Genomic DNA, 17,708 nt, shown 5'->3' with positions numbered 1-17,708 from the left:
AAATCAGATAATGCTCTCTGCATAACCCATAAAGAGAAAATGCGCTGCGTATTTTAAAGATACACAGCGCATTTCATGTTTGTTTTACATATTTTCGGATCAGAGTGTCGGGAAGCAGCTGCCGCCGGCAGATTTCAGACGCTCACAGAGCGCTGCGGCTTCAGCCTTGGTGCCACCCGGAATACGGACACGGTAATAAGTACCTTTACCGGCAATATCCGCTCTTTTGATATCAACACCACGACCACCGATAACATTACCGTAGCGCGAGCTCATATTGGCATAGCTTTTCTGTGCCAGCTCTGCACTCGGCTGCGAAGCGATCTGAATGAACCATGTGCCCGCAGGAACATTGGCCGAAACATTGGCTGCAGGCGCAGTGGCGCTGGCAACCTGCTGCGGTGTTGTATTTTGTGCAGGGCGCTCCACATTGCCTACAACATTAACCGGCTGCTCGGCAGGACGGGACGGCACAACCGGAGCTGTTGTCACTTCACGCGGTTTGACCTGTTCACCGGAAGCGGTGAAAGTCTGCGTCTGTACAACGCGCGGTGCTGCTGCACTCTGTGCAGAAGGTGCCGGTGCATCAGTACCCAGACGTTCAGGAACAGCACTCTGGCTGATCAGGCGGGATGCCTCATCAAGACCATTATCGGTTGCAGCTGCATTATTATTTGCAGGCGCAGTGGCCGCCGGTGCTTCACTCGGTACGATTGTACCGTCAGCGCGCACGACCATGGTTTTCACCGTGCGTGGTGTTACCAGCTCACGCTCAGCCTCTTGTGCCGGATTATTGGCAGCAGGAGGCGTCGCACTATTGGTGCTTTCCGGTTCATCTGACAGCAAACGGTCTTCTTCCGCATCCGCACCCTGCAACAGACCTACATCAACCGGCTCTTCTTCCGTATTGATAAGGGTTTTCTGTTCAGGCGCAGCAGGTTTGGTACCGGAAACCTGATCGTAAACAGCCTTGTCCTGATTTGGTACAACCATACCGCCCGGATTTTCCGGCTGGACTTTAACCGGCTGGCTGTCAGCCCGCAGAACAGCAGGTTCGCCGCCGACAACACCGCCGGATTTGAGCATATAGTAACCGCCGCCCAGAACGATCAGAGCCGCTGCAGCGACTGATGCCCAGAGGATAGGTTTACGCAACGGGTTCTCTTCACGCGGACGGGCTTCCGTATAGTCATCCTCATCACGGGCAAAATTCTCGGACAGATTATAGGTGTCGAAATCATTATTCTGCGCACCCTGAGCCGCCCAGTGATTATAATAATCATCCTGCGTGGCCTTGCCTGTCTGGCCTGCACCGCTCTGCGCGGAAGAACCACGCAATGCTGCACCCGCTACGGCTGCACCGGCAAGACCAGCTGCAGCACCGGCAATAGTGCCGAAACCTGCACCAGTTGAATCGGTTTCTCCCGGCTCAGTTTTGACGCTCGTATGATAGTCTGCGAAATTATCCTGCAGGATATTTTCGAAAGCCTTATCCGCCTCACTGGTTGTATCCGGTGCGGCAGCTTCATTCACACTGATCGTGCTGAAAATTTCTGCGAATTCTGATTCGAGACTGTTCAGCCCCGTTTCTTTAACATCATCGCCATAGCTGACCTCAGGCAGATCGAGCGCCTGTGTCTGCTCAACCTTGTTTTCCGACACAACAACAGATTCGATTTCCGGTGCCGGTACAAACGGCTTGGAGGCTGCACTCTGAGCAGGCTGATAGGCCGGAATCTCCGGTTCATCATTCAGATCAAGATCAAGCGGCAGCTCTTCCGATGCTTCTGCAACGGCGAAATCATCGGCAGGCTGCAGGTCTTCATCAAATGAGAAATCGAAATCATCATTGCTGAAGAAATTATCCGCCGCAGCCGGTTCTTCATAAGCCGGTTCTTCGTAGGAAGCTGCAGCAGGAGCAGTGTCACGCACAGGCTGCGAAGCATAAGCAGACGGAATAGCTGCAATCGTATCCGCAAAGCTGCTGACAGAGCGTTCTGCTGTACTTGCTGCAGATGTGGTTGCAGCCGCAGCTGCCGGTGTCGCCGCACCGAATGTGTAGGAAGAATAACCACGCACTGCATTATGCGCCAACGGAGCCACAGGCTCATTATACGTCAATGGAGCCTCCGGCTCATTATACGCCAATGGAGCCGCCGGCTCCGGTACATAAGGCTGCTCTATGGCCTGTTCTGCAACGGGCGCATTTTCTTCTGCTTCGTAGAAATCATCGCCGAAGTTGAAGTTTTCAGTCTGCTGATCTTCTTCAAAAGCGACAGCCTGTTCCGGCTCATAGGTTTCGGTTGTTTCTTCCGCGTAATCAGACTGTGATCTGGCGCCGAACAGATCCGCGAAGGAACTGGCTGCCGGAGCTTCAGCTGTATCAGCACTGTCCTCTTCCCAATTGGTCTGGGCGCTGGCTGTGCGGTTTGGCAAGCGGCTCAGATCGGGAGCAGCAAAGAACTCATCATCAATCTGATCGTAATTCTGCACCGGTGCAGCCTGCGTATAATCATCCTCGGCCTGCATATCTGTATGGGCATAATGATCCGCAACCGGCTCCTGACCGTCAAAATCGGCTACAGCAGGGGCAACCTCAATGGACGGCGCATCAAACAATGGCTCGATATCGGTTAGCGGAACAACTTCATCCTCATAAGCCGCGACCGGATCAGCATAGGCCGTTGCTTCAGGTGTTGCTTCAAACGGTGCCTGATAAGCATAATTATCCGTCTGAGCCGGTGCTTCATCCTGCAGCAGGAATGAAAGTTCATCCTCAAAGCTGGTATCAGACTGCTGTGCTGCATTCACAGGGCGGTAAGCCTCGTTTTCCGCAAAAACATTGTCATAGCTCTGGGCAACAAATTCCTGTTGCGGCTCACGGCCGATATCAGAAAAATCGAAATCATCTGCATTCAGTTCAGGCAGATCAAAATCCTGAGCGGCCTGCTCTTGCGAAACATTGGCCGCGGCTTCCGAATATTCAGGCGCATGGGAACCATAACCCGCCTGATAAGGCTGGGCATACTGGTTCTCCTGATAATACGGCTCAGCAGCAACCTGCGAGGCGGTTTCCGGTTCAAAGCTCTGGCTCAGCTCATTTTCCAGCGAAGAGAAATAATCTTCATTCGCAGCCTGCACAGGCTCTGAAAATGCTGCATCCTGAGGCAGATCGGAATAGGCCTCATAATAAGCATTCTGCGGTTCCGCAGCCGTATAATCCTGCTCTTCCGCATAATATTGCGGAATATCCTGCTGAAAGGCAGGCTGGGACTGTTCCGGTGCTTTTTCTTCTGCATAGGCACGCTGCAACGGCGCATAGCCGGTAAAGCGCGGCTCGACAGCCTGCTGGTAAGAGCGGCTCTCAGCAGCTGTCTGCTGAACAGGGCTGAACGCTTCATCCTGCGGCTGGAAATTGCTGGCTGGCTGTGCCGGTTCAGCAGCGAAGTCCGCCGCGAATTCAGCATCGAAATCTGCCATCAGTTCCCGCTCAAGGCTCATCTCGGAAGACATTTCCGGTTCAGCCTGCGCATTCTGCATATTTTTTTGTTCTGCCGGTTCATCAAAGCCAAAAATGCGCGACAATTCAAACAGCGGATCATTATCCCGCGCCGATTCGTCGCGAATATCACTGTGATTCTGATTGCGGCCCGTCACGCTACTGTCAGTCATGGCGTTTTCCTAATTTCAACTGGAGCGCCCGCCGACGTCTCCCTAATCATTGCTAATATAGCAAGGCAATGTGGGCAAAACTTGACAGTAGTTTCCTGCAAAAACGGCACGAAAACGCAGCAAATGCGCCTTTCGTGCCGGTCTTTACCTGAATATCAGAGGCGGTAACTTAAACCGCCCTCACTCTATTCAGCGCATTTCTGTCGGAGCATCCGCGCCGATAATCGACAATCCGGATACCAAGACATCAGAAACAACCTGCACCAGCCCTAACCTGGCAAGTGACAAGTTTGTATCGTTAACCTTAATAAAACGTAAGTCCGGGTTGTCCGAGCCACGATTCCACTGAGAATGGAACGCGCTTGCGAGGTCATAGAGGTAAAATGCGAGCCTGTGCGGCTCCTGATGGATAGCCGCAGTCTCAATCAGACGCGGATATTCGGCAAGCTTACGCACCAGCGCCACTTCGCTCTCAGCGGTGAGCAGAGACAGGTGTTTTGCCGCCTCTTCACGTTCGATTTTTTCCAGACCAAGCTGCTCTTTCGCCTGACGGAAAACCGAGTTCGCACGCGCAGATGCATATTGCACGTAGAATACCGGATTGTCTTTGGACTGCTCGGTGACTTTGGCGAAGTCAAAGTCCAGCGACGCGTCATTCTTGCGGTAAAGCATCATGAAACGCACAGCATCGGAACCAACTTCATCCACCACATCACGCAGTGTGATGAACTGGCCTGAACGCTTGGACATACGTACCGGCTCGCCATCACGGAACAACTTGACCATCTGGCAGATCAGCACGGTCAACTCGGCCTTACCTTCAGCAACAGCTTTCGCCACCGCCTCCAGACGCTTGATATAGCCGCCATGATCCGCGCCGAGCACATAGATCATTTCCTCAAAGCCGCGATCAAACTTGTTTTTGAAGTAAGCAACATCCGCAGCAAAATAAGTGAAGCTGCCGTCAGACTTAACCAGCGCACGATCCATATCATCGCCGACTTCGGTCGAACGCAGCAATGTCTGCTCACGATCTTCCCAGTCATCCGGCAGCTGGCCTTTTGGCGGCGGCAGCTTGCCTTTATAGACATGGCCTTTGAGCGTCAGATCATTGATCGCGGTGCGGATCAGCTTGGCATGGTCAGCATGCAGGCTGCGCTCGGAGAAGAACAGGTCATGATGCACATTGAGGGAGGCCAGATCATCACGGATCAGCGCCATCATGGCATCAATCGAACGGTCTTTAATCAGCGGCAGAACTTCTTCTTCCGGCTTTTCCAGCAGCGACGAGCCAAATTCTTCGGCCAGTGCCTGACCCAGCGGCACCAGATAATCACCCGGATAGAGACCGGCAGGAATTTCGCCAATATCTTCGCCCAGCGCTTCGCGGTAACGCAGCATCACGGATTTAGCGACAACATCAATCTGCGCACCGGCATCATTGATGTAATATTCTTTGGTTACGTCATAACCGGCGAATTTCAGCAGGTTAGCCAGCACATCACCGACAACCGCGCCACGGCAATGGCCGACATGCATCGGACCGGTCGGGTTAGCGGAAACATATTCCACATTGACCTTGCGCATACCGCCCATTTTTGAACGGCCGTAATCGGTGCCTTCTGCCAGCATAACGCCCAGCTGACGCTGCCAGTAATCATCATTCAGGCGCAGATTGATAAAGCCCGGACCTGCCACATCAACCGAGGCCACATCCGCATCGCCTTTCAGCGCTTCGGCAATTTTGGCTGCCAGTTCACGCGGATTGCTGCCAACCGCCTTGGAAAGCACCATGGCCGCATTGGTGGAAATATCACCATGTGTGGCATCACGCGGCGGCTCAACACCAACACGGGAAACATCCAGTTCACCACCGTCTTTGTCTTTCAAACCAAGATCTTGCAGTGTCTTTTTAATTTTAACGTCGAAATCAGCAAAGATATTCATAATCTGTCCTGTCGGAACATAAATGCGGAGCAAGGCCGCAATTCACATTCAATCAATTGAACGTCATGCAATGGGGAAGCTCAGCGCCTCGCAAATCACACAGTCAGAAATGGCAGTTTTGCAGCCCGTTTAAGCCAAGTCGGGCGTATGGTCAAACAATCGTCGGTGTTCACGCACGGCATAATTATCAGTCATACCTGCAAGGAAATCCGCAATCTGGCGCGCAAAGGCCGAAGTCTCGTTACCGGCAATCCCTGCCCGCCAGTCGGCAGGCATCGCATCCGGCGCCGTCATATAAGCATCGAACAGGTCTTTCACGACCTGATCGGCATTTTTGCGGATCGGCACGACCTGCGCGTTGAAATAGAGATTCCGGTAGAGAAACTTCTTCAAGGTTTTCTCGGCAATCGCCATATCCGGCGAAAAGCCCACCATCATCTCACTGGCCGCACGCACATCATCCACACTCTGCGGATTGAATTTTTTGATCTGATCCTGCGCATGCGCAATCACATCCTCAACCATACGGGTAATCTGCCTGCGCATCAGTTCATGGCCACGACGCACCGGATCAAGCTTCGGATAAAGGCGATGCACTTCCTGCAGAATATCGCGGGTGAGCGGCACTTCTTCCAGTTGCTCGAGCGTGAGCAGACCGGAACGCAAACCATCATCAATATCATGGGCATTATAGGCAATATCATCGGCAATGGCCGCACATTGCGCCTCAAGACTGGCAAAGCCTGAAAGCTCCAGATCAAAACGCTCATTATATTTGAGGATCGACCCCGGAACCGGCTCCCCATCCGAATAAGCGCCGGTCAGCGGGCCGTTATGTTTGACCAGCCCTTCCAGCGTTTCCCATGACAGGTTGAGACCGTCAAATTCCGCATAGCGTTTTTCCAGCAAGGTCACGATGCGCAGCGACTGCGCATTATGATCAAAGCCGCCATAATCCGCCATTTTCTCATTCAGGGCATCTTCGCCCGTATGGCCAAACGGCGTATGACCGAAATCATGCACCAGCGCCACGGCTTCTGCCAGATCTTCATCCAGCCGCAATGCGCGCGCCAAAGCACGGGCAATCTGCGCCACCTCAATCGTGTGGGTCAGCCTTGTGCGGTAATGGTCGCCTTCATGGGCGATAAACACCTGTGTCTTGTGCTTTAATCGTCGGAAAGCCGTTGAGTGGATAATGCGGTCGCGGTCACGCTGATAAGGCGTGCGTGTTCGGCTCTCGGTCTCATGCACCAGGCGTCCGCGCGTTTGCGCAGGGTCGCATGCATAAGGAGCACGTTCACGATAGCCGAAACCAATACTGTCCATCATTCTTCCTGTTATGATTTGTGTTTCATCAACCAAAAATCTGCAAGCTTGCGCAAAGCACATCTGGCCTTTCGCAACAATTGCACTCTGCTGCATTATCATGATTGCAGTGCAAAATAACAGGTTTGATATGCAGTGCAGTATAAAACTTTAGGGCAAATGACGTGTGACAGGAGATTGCGCCCTCTGCACCTCTGACCTATATTATAGTCCTATCAACATATATCCTGTGCGGAACTTGAACCGCCCATGATTTTAAGGTGACTATTATGACGGACATTTCCGTATCGGATGCGGCGGCCAAACGCATTGTCAAAATTCTGCAAAAACAAGCCGACAAATCAGCTCTGCGTATTTCCGTTGAGGGCGGCGGTTGCTCAGGCTTTTCCTACAAATTCGATCTCGTCAGCGATACCAATGATGATGATCTGATTATTGAAAAAGACGGTGCCAAAGTGCTGATCGACAGCATTTCCGTGCCTTATATTGACGGTTCGGTTATTGATTTTATTGATGATCTGATGGGACAGTCCTTCCAGATCAACAATCCGAATGTCACGTCATCCTGCGGCTGCGGTGTCAGTTTCGCAATCTGACCGGTTTCTGCCATGAATAGCTGCCGCATGATCTGAAATGCGGCAGATTTTTTTATAAAACTCAATACGGGGATACGTCTTTGAAAATTGCCACATGGAACATTAACGGTGTCAAAGCACGTATCGAAAATCTGCTGCACTGGTTGCAGGAATGCCAGCCGGATGTCGCCTGCCTGCAGGAAATCAAATCCGTAGACGATCTGTTCCCGCGACTGGAAATTGAAGCCCTTGGCTATCACGTGGAAACCCACGGTCAGAAAGGCTTTAACGGCGTTGCCATTCTCTCGAAGGTCTCACCGGTTGAAGTCAATCGCGGGTTGCCGGGTGATGACAGCGATGAGCAGGCACGTTTTATCGAAGCCGTATTCACCACTGAAAAAGGTGTGATCCGTGTCGTCTCGCTCTACCTGCCAAACGGTAATCCGGTTGATACGGAAAAATACCCGTATAAACTCGGCTGGATGCAGCGTCTGGAAGACTGGGCGAAAACCCGTCTGGAACTGGAAGAACCGCTGGTGCTCGCCGGTGACTATAATATCATCCCGCAGCCGATTGATGCCAAACATCCGGAAAACTGGGTGAATGACGCGCTGTTCCTGCCACAGAGCAAACAGGCATTCCGTCGCCTGGAAAATCTCGGTTTTTATGATGCGATCCGCAATGTCAGCGATGAACAGATGTTCTCATTCTGGGATTATCAGGCCGGTGCATGGCAGAAAAATAACGGCATCCGCATTGACCATCTGATGCTGTCGCCGGAAGCTGCCAATCTGCTGGATGGTGCGGAAATCGAGAAACACACACGCGCATGGGACAAACCGTCCGACCATGTGCCGGTTGTTATTCAGCTTAGCTGCTGAAATAAATTATCTCAAAGATTAGAAGACCATAGCACCGCAAACTGAATCATTTTGCTAAGTTACGGTGCCTGCACAACTGTTTTTACCCAACGTTAGTGCTGGCCGACGAGTGCAATCGCATTACGGCGGTCAGCCTCACCGGCAACCGAAAACGCCTGTTCCTGCATCGCACGGATCCATTCGCAATCCTGATCCGAACAACGCTCAAAAGCAGCCGTCAGCATCGCAAGGCCGCGAACAGTCTTGCCGGCCTGAAACAGCATATTGCCGAGCATAGCCTGCGCATTGGCATTGCCCTTTCTGGCAGCCAGCTGGAACCATCGTGCAGCCTGCGTTTTGTTCTTCTCTACCCCGTCACCTTTGAGCAGCATAGCGCCAAGCTCATATTGGGCTGTGGAGTCACCAAAATTGGATGCGGCCTGCACATAGAGATCACGGGCCATATCGGGATTGGAATTTACAGGAGTGCCGGGAATACCGCGCTTGAGATAGCGCGCCATCTGCACCAGTGCACCGGCCACATAAGATTCGTTCTGCGAACCCGGCTCTGCGCCTTCATGAACGATTTTTTCAAAAATTTTATAGGCTTCGTAATCGTTTTCCGGAACACCGTCGCCCTGAGCATACATGCTCGCCAGTTTCCAGTTCGCGCCCGGATGTCCCTGATCTGCCGCATAGCGCAGAGCTTTCAGCGCTTCATCCTTATGGCCGTTCTTAAAGGCGGATACCCCGAATTTGAAAACCTCAAACGGATTGCTCTTCTTGTCCGCATTGTCCGGAATATCAAAGGCAAACGCACTGCTGCACACCAGATAGAGTGCAACACCGGCTCCACACACAGAATACGCGATTTTCTTAAACGACCCGATCACGACAGCATTCTTTCATTATCGTTTGCCAAAATAACTTTGGTAAAGGACAAGTTAACAAGATGAGAAAAACTAGCCATTTTTTCAGGCAAGATTGCGACCTGTGAATAAAGTCGGCTAAACAGATTTCCTTCAGCAGAGCCCGCACCTGAAGTCATCATGCAAGACTGCACGCTAACCTGCGGATTTTTTTGAGAAAAACTATAATTCTGCAATTACCGACCTCAATGAAGGGCAAAGATTGTTTCACATTTTGTCAGGACTAAACTTTGCCTGCCTCCTATCGGTGCTCCGCATTTATGGCGGGAAATAGGCCAAGTTCGTCTCCGTGAACCTTAGCGCGGCTGAAAGGTAAATACTGTTACCAAAACAACACAAATTTACGCTGATATATAAAATTGCCCCCTCAAAACCACGAAACAATCCGGTTTCAGAGCGTCATAGTTGTCATCCCGTTGCGAAATATAGTTAAGCAAGTGATTATAAATCTTGGTTTTATAGAGAAGCAGGATTTTCTGAAGAATCGCTATCCAGAATCGATTCTCTGAATGCAGGCAGCAATTCAGGATGATGCAGATACGATTTCAGCCGTGCTTACGATAATCCTCTTTTCTTCAGGCAACAGCGCCTTATAGTCCGCCTTATGAAACCATCTGCTTCGGGGCGCAGACCTCAACCTTACAGACGACAGCCGCAGCGCCGCAGCAATCGCAGGCACTATCGCAAACCCTATTCCTTCCTTCGCCGGTCAGGGATTGTGACTGCACTGCTGTTGCTGGGCATATATGCTTTGATGCAGTCTTTTATGCCGCAATGGGCAGAAACTGTTTCCGGCAGCAATCAGCCGCGTCAGCCTGTTCGTGCGAACAAGAATGAAGCCCTGCCTGCGCAACTGAGCGGTCGCGGCGGAAGTCTGCATATTTACGATGGTGATACAATTGCCATACAGGGGCAGCGCATAAGGCTGAAAGGCATGGATACGCCGGAAACCCAACAAAACTGTAATATGGACGGTAAAGATTATGGCTGCGGGCGCAATGCGACTGCGGAATTACGCCGCCTGATCGGCAATCAGACTGTTACCTGTACAGCGGACGGACGCGACCAGTATGATCGCATCCTTGCCTTCTGCAAGGCCGGAGAGACGGATCTCAACCGCACGATGGTCGAGCAAGGCTGGGCAGTCTCCTACGGCCTCTATCAGCGTGAGGAAGCACAGGCACGCAAGAATAAACGCGGATTATGGGCGGGGGAATTTGAACGCCCCGGCAAATGGCGGCGGGAAAATCAGTCACGCTAGAGCATTTCACAGTCAAGTTGGACCAACTTGACGGCTGTGATAATGCGACCAAACAAAGACTCTAGAGCGAGTGACATGAGTACACTTAAGTGCGACACGCTCTAGAATGAGCGCAACCGGAGCAATCAGTAATATGGCAACGGCATTGCAGACGCTGCAACATCAGATCAATGACTGCAGAATTTGCCGCGACCAGCCGCTTGGTCCACGCCCGCTGGATCATGAGCCAAGGCCGGTATGCATCTCCTCCCCGACAGCCAGAATTGCCATTTGCGGTCAGGCACCGGGTATCCGTGTGCATAATACCGGCATTCCGTTTAACGACCCCTCCGGTGTGCGGCTGCGTCAATGGCTCGATGTGACGCCGGAAGAGTTTTATGACGCAGAGCGCTTTGCGATCATTCCCATGGGTTTCTGCTTTCCGGGCTATGACAAACATGGCGGCGACCTGCCCCCGCGCCGTGAATGTCGCCTGACATGGCATGACCGGTTGTTTGATCTCATGCCGCAAATCGAGCTGATTATTGCCATTGGCAGCCATGCGCAGGCATATCATCTCACCCGCAATCCGAGTTATCGCGAATATTTACAGGCACAGCAAAAACCGCTCAATATGACCGAGACTGTGAAAAACTGGCGGCGCTTTATCGAGAGCAATCAGAATGACGGCCCTGCCGTGCTGCCGCTGCCGCATCCGTCATGGCGAAACAGCGGCTGGCTGAAACGTAATCCGTGGTTTGAAAACGAGCTTTTGCCGGTGCTTCGTCAAAAAATCCGGCCTTTATTGTCGAGATAAAAATAATTTCTAACTTAATGCAATTTGATAGTATTATATTCTTCGCGTTTAATCGCGCGCTCATCCATAAGGTATATAGTTTCAAAATTATACAATTCGGCGCTTAATGTGAGGCAAAATGGACAGACTTGACAGAAAAATTCTCCGTCTGTTGCAGGAAGATGCAACGCTGGCAGTAGCAGATATTGCCAAAAAAGTTGGCCTGTCCACCACTCCGTGCTGGCGCCGCATTCAGAAACTGGAAGAAGATGGCATTATCAAGCGTCGCGTCGCTGTGCTTGATCCGGTCAAGATCAATGCCCGCGTCACAGTCTTTGTTTCGGTGCGCACCAGCTCTCACAGCCATGAATGGCTGAAGCGTTTTGCTGAAGTCGTGCAGGAATTTCCGGAAGTGGTGGAATTCTACCGCATGAGCGGCGATATTGATTATCTGCTGCGCGTTGTGGTGCCGGACATTGCCGCCTATGACGCTTTCTACAAGCGCCTGATCAGCAAAATCGAGATCCGTAATGTTTCTTCATCTTTTGCGATGGAGCAGATCAAATATACGACAGAACTGCCGCTGGATTATATGGTGCTGGATAAAGACGGTAACTAAAGCGCATCCCGAAAAGTGTGAAACGGCTTTCGGAACAAGATGCGCGAAATATAAACAGACAGAGCATTTCCCGTATTACAATTCCAAAAGGAAATGCCCGGCTCCACAAAAAATGGCACTATCCCACGGCAAGGATAGTGCCACTTTTGCTACAGGCGACATGAAATACCGGCCAATATAAATTGTAAAAAACGCAGCGGATATACCAGCGTAAATACATCCTTCGGCTGACTTCTCAGCAAATATTACTTTGAGTAAAATTGTCGCCTGCTCTTAAAACCCTCATACTCCAATACGCATCTATCTTAAAAACTGACAGGCTGCGCACAACCGCAATTAATTGCAGTTTTGGCAAATTATTTTTGAATCCCAATAAAAAATTACCGAAAAAGCACCGCCTCAAAGTTGCAAAAAATCCGGCGCGCTCACACGGCCGGATTTTTTTATTTCTGAGACTGTGTTTCGAATTACGAAACGCTGCGGCCATTCATACCGGCATCTTCAGCAGTTGCCATAGAGACATGACATTGAGCAGCGGTTTTCACCAGACCGGCTGCCAGTGCAGCACCTGTACCGGAACCAAGGCTGATATTCAGATCAAGCAATGGCGTCTTACCCATTTTCTCCAGCAATAAGCAATGCCCCTGCTCGGAAGACACGTGGGAGAACAGGCAATGATCCAGCGCATCACCATTCATCGCCAGCAGAATGGCTGCGGCGGCACTGGCGACATAACCGTCAATCAGCACCGGAATTTTCTCGGCACGCGCGGCCAGAATTGCACCGGTGATCGCAGCCAGTTCACGACCGCCCAGACGGCGCAGCACTTCCAGCGGATCACGCAGATTACCTTCATTGAGGGCAACAGCTTTTTTCACCGCAGCGATTTTTGCAGGCAACACACTTGCATCTTCACCGGCTGCCAGTGACACCCAGTCCTCAGCCTGACCGCCAAACAGCGCCAGAGAAATCGCAGCAGCAATGGTCGTATTGCCAACGCCCATTTCACCGATGCACAAAAGATCCGTACCACCGGCAATTGCTTCCATGCCAAAAGCCATAGTTGCCGCACAGGTGCGCTCATCCATCGCCGCAGTCACGGTAATATCCTCAGTCGGATGCTCCAGCGCCAGATCAAAAACCTTCAGCCCCAGATCATTGGCGATGCAAATCTGGTTGATGGCAGCGCCGCCGGCAGCAAAATTATTGACCATATCCATAGTCAGCGATTGCGGCTGCGAGCTTACACCCTGCGCCAGCACACCATGATTACCGGCAAAAATTGCCACCAGAGGACGCATGATCTGCGGCTTGGCTTTACCACTCCATGCAGCCAGCCATTCCGCGATCTCTTCCAGACGCCCGAGTGAGCCGACAGGTTTGCTCAAACGCGCTTCACGTTCACGCACTGCTTCGCCAGCGAATTCGCTTGCTTCCGGAAGCTGGCTGATAAGTTCACGAAAATCATCAAATGGCAGTCCGCTGGTACTCACGTTATCAAATCCGTCTTTTAGCCGTAGTGGGGGAAATTCATCTGCGCCTGCTATACGCCCTGCTCACAGTTTTTCAAAGTGCAGAAAAATGAAATTATTGTGCCCGCAGGCCAAAGCCTCCATATAAAGACATGCCCTGCTTCGGCAGGATCATCCGACAGTCTCAGGAACAATGACTTCATGAACCGTTTATTCTGGCTGGTTATCGCAGCAATTGCCATTCTCCTGCTCGTTCTGATCGTCAATGACGAGAGCGGCACAACACTCGGCCTTGCCAATGATGATTTTGCCGATGCGGCCTATATGAGCATTTTCGGCATTGTCGTGGCTGCCGGTTTGCTGGGTTCCGGTATTCCGCTCAATCATATGATGCGCAATATTGCAATCTGGGCGGTGATTATTCTCGGCCTCGTCACCGGCTATCAATATCAGTATGAACTGACCAATATTGCCAATCGCGTCACCGCTGGGCTGATACCGGGCAATGCAATCAGCGGAAATAGTGTTGATGGTGCTGAAACTGTCAGTATCGGCCAATCGTCCAACGGTCATTTTGAGGTCAATGCACTGGTGAACGACCAGCGCGTGCGCTTCATGGTCGATACCGGTGCCTCCACAATCGTGCTGACACAGGTTGATGCTGAAAAAGTCGGTATTGATGTCAGCAGTCTCAGCTATACGAATCCTGTCAGCACAGCCAATGGCCGCACCATGGCTGCATCGGTACGGTTGCAGGAAATCCGCATCGGCAATATCACCCGCCAGAACCTGCGCGCACTGGTTTCACAGGAAGGCCAGCTCAGCGGCAGCCTGCTGGGTATGAATTTCATGAACAGCCTGAGCGCCTATACTGTGCAGCGCGATCAGTTGATCCTGACCGACTGAAAAACCGTCAAGCTGGACAGGCCGGTCTTTAACCATTATGTCCGCGCAGAAACATCCGCAGAGAAGACGCCGTAAAGAAGATCATTGTGACCAGACCAGAAAAACTCTATGCCGCCAAAACCTTTTCCATCGCGCCTATGCTCGACTGGACGGACAGGCATTGCCGTTTTATGCACCGTCTGCTCACCCGTCATACTTTGCTCTATACGGAAATGGTGGTCGCCGATGCTGCCATCCATGGCAAGCGTGACCGTCTGCTCGGCTTCTCGGAACAGGAACATCCTGTCGCTCTGCAACTTGGCGGCTCTGATCCGGTGAAACTTGCCGAGGCCGCCAAAATCGGTGAATCCTTCGGCTATGACGAGATCAATCTCAATGTCGGTTGCCCGTCAGACCGCGTGCAGTCGGGCGCTTTCGGTGCCTGTCTGATGCTGACACCGCGACTGGTGGCAGACTGCGTTGCCGCCATGAAACAGGCCGTGAAAATTCCGGTAACGGTGAAATGCCGTATCGGCGTGGATGATCAGGATCAGGAAGCCGCACTCTCAGACCTCAGCCGCATGGTGATTGCGGAAGGCGCAGATGCACTGTGGGTACATGCGCGTAAAGCGTGGCTGCAGGGACTATCGCCGAAAGAAAACCGCGATATCCCGCCGCTGGATTATGACCGCGTTTACCGGCTGAAACAGGATTATCCGCAGCATTTTGTCGGCATTAATGGCGGGATTACCAGCCTTGATGACACCACAACCCATTTGCAGCATACAGACGGCGTGATGATGGGTCGAACGGCTTATCACACACCGATGGTGCTGCGTGATGTGGATCGCCTCGTTTATGGCGATGAAACCGCACCGGTGTCGATGGAAGAGGTGCTGGACGTGATGTGTGATTATGCTGACCGGCATATTGCGGATGGCGGCCGTCTTGCGCATATCAGCCGCCACATGGTCGGGCTGTTTCAGGGTCAGGCGGGTTCACGCCGCTGGCGGCAAATTCTCTCGACAGATGCCACACGCAATGATGCGGACAGCAAGATCATCCGCAAAGCCTATCAGGTGATGTGCGAAACCGCTGCCGAGGTGGAAGAAAACAACGCCGCCCGTGCGGAACAGGCAGCGGAATAATTGCAACTATTCTGCAAATATAAAGCGCAGACCTAATCTGCCTTATGGTGAGACGAAAATTGTGCCTTTTGAGAACCGGAGCGCAGCGTACTTATAGTACGTGAGCACCGGAAGCGGAAAAAGGTGCAATTTGCAGGCCATCAGAGGGCAGATCAACTCACTCTTTTAGATTCTCGCCAGACTGAGCGCACTACCGGCACATCGTCAATGGCATGAACGCGCACGAGATCGGCACGCAGACCTTCTGCGATTGAGCCGCGATCTGTCATACCGACAGCTTTTGCCGGATTGGTGCTGACCATGCGGATAGCCTGCGGCAGATCAATATGCTCCACCACATGAGCAAGGTTGAAAGCCCCCTGCAACATGCTGAAAGGGATGTAATCCGACGAGATAATATCCAGATAGCCTTTTTCGGCCAGTTCCAGAGCAGAGACATTGCCGGAATGGGAGCCGCCGCGCACGACATTCGGCCCGCCCATCATCACGCCGATACCGTTGGAGTGCGATGCCGCAGCGGCTTCAACCGTTGTCGGGAACTCGGCAACCGCCACACCATGAGCCACGGACTCATCGACATGGGCTTGCGTCGCATCATCATGGCTTGCCAGCATAATGCCGTTGGCATGGCAATAATCAGCAATCAGCGCACGGTTTTTCGCGGAGTTGCGCTGTGATTCACCAACGCGCCGGTCACAATAGACCTGATAATCGTCTTCGCTGACTTTGTTCTTGCGCATGAAATAGATGCGGTAAGATTCCATATCCGGAAACTGCCGCTGCCCCGGTGCGTGATCCATCAGGGATGCAAGGCGCACTCCCGATGCGCCACGCAGACGCTCAAAAGCACTGATACAATCATTGGACGAAACTTCGCAGCGCAGATGCAGATAATGCTCGGCGCGCAAACGGCCTTTGCTTTGTGCAGCCTGCAATGCATCCGCCAGCAACAGCATGTCATCAATCACGACTTCGCATTCGCCGTCATGGCCGACGCGCAGTGCATCAAAAACCGTTGTGATACCGGAGGCGGCGATCTGCGCATCATGCGCCTGAATAGCCGCCAGCGGGTTCCAGCGCACTTTCGGTCGTGGTGCATAATGGCCTTCAAGATGATCCGTATGCAACTCAACCAGACCGGGGATCAGATAATCCCCGTGCATATCCTTACCCGATGCCGAGATTGTATTATCAATCGCAGCAATCTTTCCGTCGCGCATGACAACCGTGCCCCTGATAATTTCATCAGGCAGCACGATCCGTGCATTGGTCAGGATTGTTTCGGCAGATTTACTTTGGTTTGGAGCGGACATATCTTCTCTTAAATTTTATAGGACTATTCAGCCGCGGCTTTTTCCAGCTGCAATTCCGCTGAAACCGTATTCTGCGCAGCAACCGGCTTACCCGTCAGCGGGTGAAGCGAGTGCACTTCAAATGGTACACCTGATTCTGCCTCGGTAAACAGAGCCAGATTGGTGATCTTGACCGGTTCATTCAGCACGGGCGCGAAAAACTCTTCCAGCACATTACGCACATGCGCCTGTTTTTCCTCCGGCACTGCGCCGGTCAGGGTCATATGAAAGCGGAATTGCTCGAACACATAAGGATAGCCCCACTGGTCGAGATTGGCACGGTGGATCGCATCCATTTTCTCGGGCTTGCGCTTGGCCAGTTCCTGTGCATTCAGCGGCGCACGAAAGCGCTCAAAATGCACCACCACATCATTGGCCAGCTGCTGAAGTTCCGCACAAGGCTCGGACACGACCAGCGCAAAGAAAGGTCCGATCTGCGAAACTTTGAGCTTAGGCAGCTGCACAGCCTGATAGCTGGAGGCAAAATGCATCATCGCAGAGAGAAGCTGATGTTCTTCATAATCATCATGCAGGCGAAACGGTGCCTTCAGCGTCGCATGAAAACCGTAGCGGCGAGGCTCTTCAGTCAGAGCACTGACCTCATCAGGGCTGACGGAACCAATCACCGGCGTGCGCACAACCATACCGTTAAAGGCATTGCGGCCAAGCCAGTTTGCAGCCACCCGCAGCAACGGATCATGAGCAGAGGGTGTGAAATATATTCCGTATCGCATAAAAATCCCTTTTTCACAGGTTTACGAACCGGCATGTCAGACGATGTCATACCATGCTTTGCCATAAGTGGCCTGATGATGCGGGCTCTATACAATCACAGTCCGCACCTATTATGACAAGATGCTGAAAAAACGCCTCAATACCCAAAAAAC

The 17,708-nt window shown here is 52.1% G+C and carries 14 protein-coding genes; 7 read left to right on the top strand and 7 right to left on the bottom strand.

Annotated features, from left to right (window positions below; all coding sequences use genetic code 11):
* Positions 1-99: 99 nt before the first annotated feature.
* From JNC80_RS06815 to JNC80_RS06805, 3 genes are all read right to left on the bottom strand, one after another.
* Entirely contained in the window at positions 100-3,672 is a 3,573-nt protein-coding gene (locus JNC80_RS06815) for an SPOR domain-containing protein (RefSeq protein WP_376709845.1), read from the bottom strand.
* A gap of 189 nt (positions 3,673-3,861) precedes the next feature.
* A complete protein-coding gene (argS, locus tag JNC80_RS06810; RefSeq protein WP_376709844.1) occupies positions 3,862-5,619 on the bottom strand; it encodes an arginine--tRNA ligase in 1,758 nt (585 codons plus the stop codon).
* A 129-nt stretch (positions 5,620-5,748) separates the two neighbouring features.
* Positions 5,749-6,948, bottom strand: coding sequence for a deoxyguanosinetriphosphate triphosphohydrolase (locus JNC80_RS06805; protein ID WP_376709843.1), 1,200 nt, complete (start codon positions 6,946-6,948; stop codon positions 5,749-5,751).
* Between the two features lie 266 nt (positions 6,949-7,214).
* On the opposite strand from JNC80_RS06805, the gene erpA reads away from it, so the two are divergent.
* Complete coding sequence (erpA, locus tag JNC80_RS06800) at positions 7,215-7,541, top strand: iron-sulfur cluster insertion protein ErpA (protein ID WP_075654866.1); 327 nt, start codon at positions 7,215-7,217, stop codon at positions 7,539-7,541.
* Between the two features lie 80 nt (positions 7,542-7,621).
* On the top strand, positions 7,622-8,401 hold the full coding sequence (gene xth, locus JNC80_RS06795; protein ID WP_075654865.1) for an exodeoxyribonuclease III: 780 nt from the start codon (positions 7,622-7,624) through the stop codon (positions 8,399-8,401).
* 92 nt (positions 8,402-8,493) lie between these two features.
* On the opposite strand, the gene JNC80_RS06790 is transcribed toward xth, so the two are convergent.
* Positions 8,494-9,240, bottom strand: coding sequence for a tetratricopeptide repeat protein (locus tag JNC80_RS06790; protein ID WP_183956639.1), 747 nt, complete (start codon positions 9,238-9,240; stop codon positions 8,494-8,496).
* A gap of 787 nt (positions 9,241-10,027) precedes the next feature.
* Here JNC80_RS06790 and JNC80_RS06785 point away from each other — a divergent pair.
* The 3 genes from JNC80_RS06785 to JNC80_RS06775 all read left to right on the top strand — a co-directional run bounded on the left by JNC80_RS06785 (position 10,028) and on the right by JNC80_RS06775 (position 11,964).
* A complete protein-coding gene (locus tag JNC80_RS06785) occupies positions 10,028-10,570 on the top strand; it encodes a thermonuclease family protein (RefSeq protein ID WP_376709841.1) in 543 nt (180 codons plus the stop codon).
* 133 nt (positions 10,571-10,703) lie between these two features.
* Positions 10,704-11,366 (top strand): uracil-DNA glycosylase family protein, encoded by a 663-nt coding sequence (locus JNC80_RS06780; protein ID WP_376709840.1) that lies wholly within the window; start codon positions 10,704-10,706, stop codon positions 11,364-11,366.
* 118 nt (positions 11,367-11,484) lie between these two features.
* Positions 11,485-11,964, top strand: a complete 480-nt coding sequence (locus tag JNC80_RS06775) for an Lrp/AsnC family transcriptional regulator (RefSeq protein ID WP_022711499.1) — start codon at positions 11,485-11,487, stop codon at positions 11,962-11,964.
* 467 nt (positions 11,965-12,431) lie between these two features.
* Here JNC80_RS06775 and cobT read toward each other — a convergent pair whose 3' ends face one another.
* The gene (cobT, locus tag JNC80_RS06770) at positions 12,432-13,457 is read right to left on the bottom strand and encodes a nicotinate-nucleotide--dimethylbenzimidazole phosphoribosyltransferase (protein ID WP_376709839.1); all 1,026 of its coding nucleotides are present in this window, start codon (positions 13,455-13,457) and stop codon (positions 12,432-12,434) included.
* Between the two features lie 180 nt (positions 13,458-13,637).
* On the opposite strand from cobT, the gene JNC80_RS06765 reads away from it, so the two are divergent.
* On the top strand, positions 13,638-14,342 hold the full coding sequence (locus JNC80_RS06765) for a TIGR02281 family clan AA aspartic protease (RefSeq protein WP_376709838.1): 705 nt from the start codon (positions 13,638-13,640) through the stop codon (positions 14,340-14,342).
* Positions 14,343-14,428: 86 nt separating this feature from the next.
* Positions 14,429-15,469 carry a tRNA dihydrouridine(20/20a) synthase DusA gene (dusA, locus tag JNC80_RS06760; protein WP_376709837.1) on the top strand — a complete coding sequence of 347 codons (1,041 nt, stop codon included), beginning with the start codon at positions 14,429-14,431 and terminating at the stop codon, positions 15,467-15,469.
* 152 nt (positions 15,470-15,621) lie between these two features.
* On the opposite strand, the gene JNC80_RS06755 is transcribed toward dusA, so the two are convergent.
* Together JNC80_RS06755 and JNC80_RS06750 are read right to left on the bottom strand one after the other, a co-directional pair.
* Positions 15,622-16,782, bottom strand: a complete 1,161-nt coding sequence (locus JNC80_RS06755; RefSeq protein WP_075654860.1) for an alpha-D-ribose 1-methylphosphonate 5-triphosphate diphosphatase — start codon at positions 16,780-16,782, stop codon at positions 15,622-15,624.
* A gap of 23 nt (positions 16,783-16,805) precedes the next feature.
* Positions 16,806-17,555 (bottom strand): DUF1045 domain-containing protein, encoded by a 750-nt coding sequence (locus JNC80_RS06750; protein WP_022711504.1) that lies wholly within the window; start codon positions 17,553-17,555, stop codon positions 16,806-16,808.
* Positions 17,556-17,708: the final 153 nt, after the last annotated feature.

Origin of the sequence: Pseudochrobactrum lubricantis (genome assembly GCF_041929865.1) — a bacterium.
Lineage (GTDB): Bacteria > Pseudomonadota > Alphaproteobacteria > Rhizobiales > Rhizobiaceae > Pseudochrobactrum > Pseudochrobactrum saccharolyticum.
Note: the sequence above shows the minus strand (reverse complement) of the source record. Positions and strands in the feature narration are given on the sequence as shown.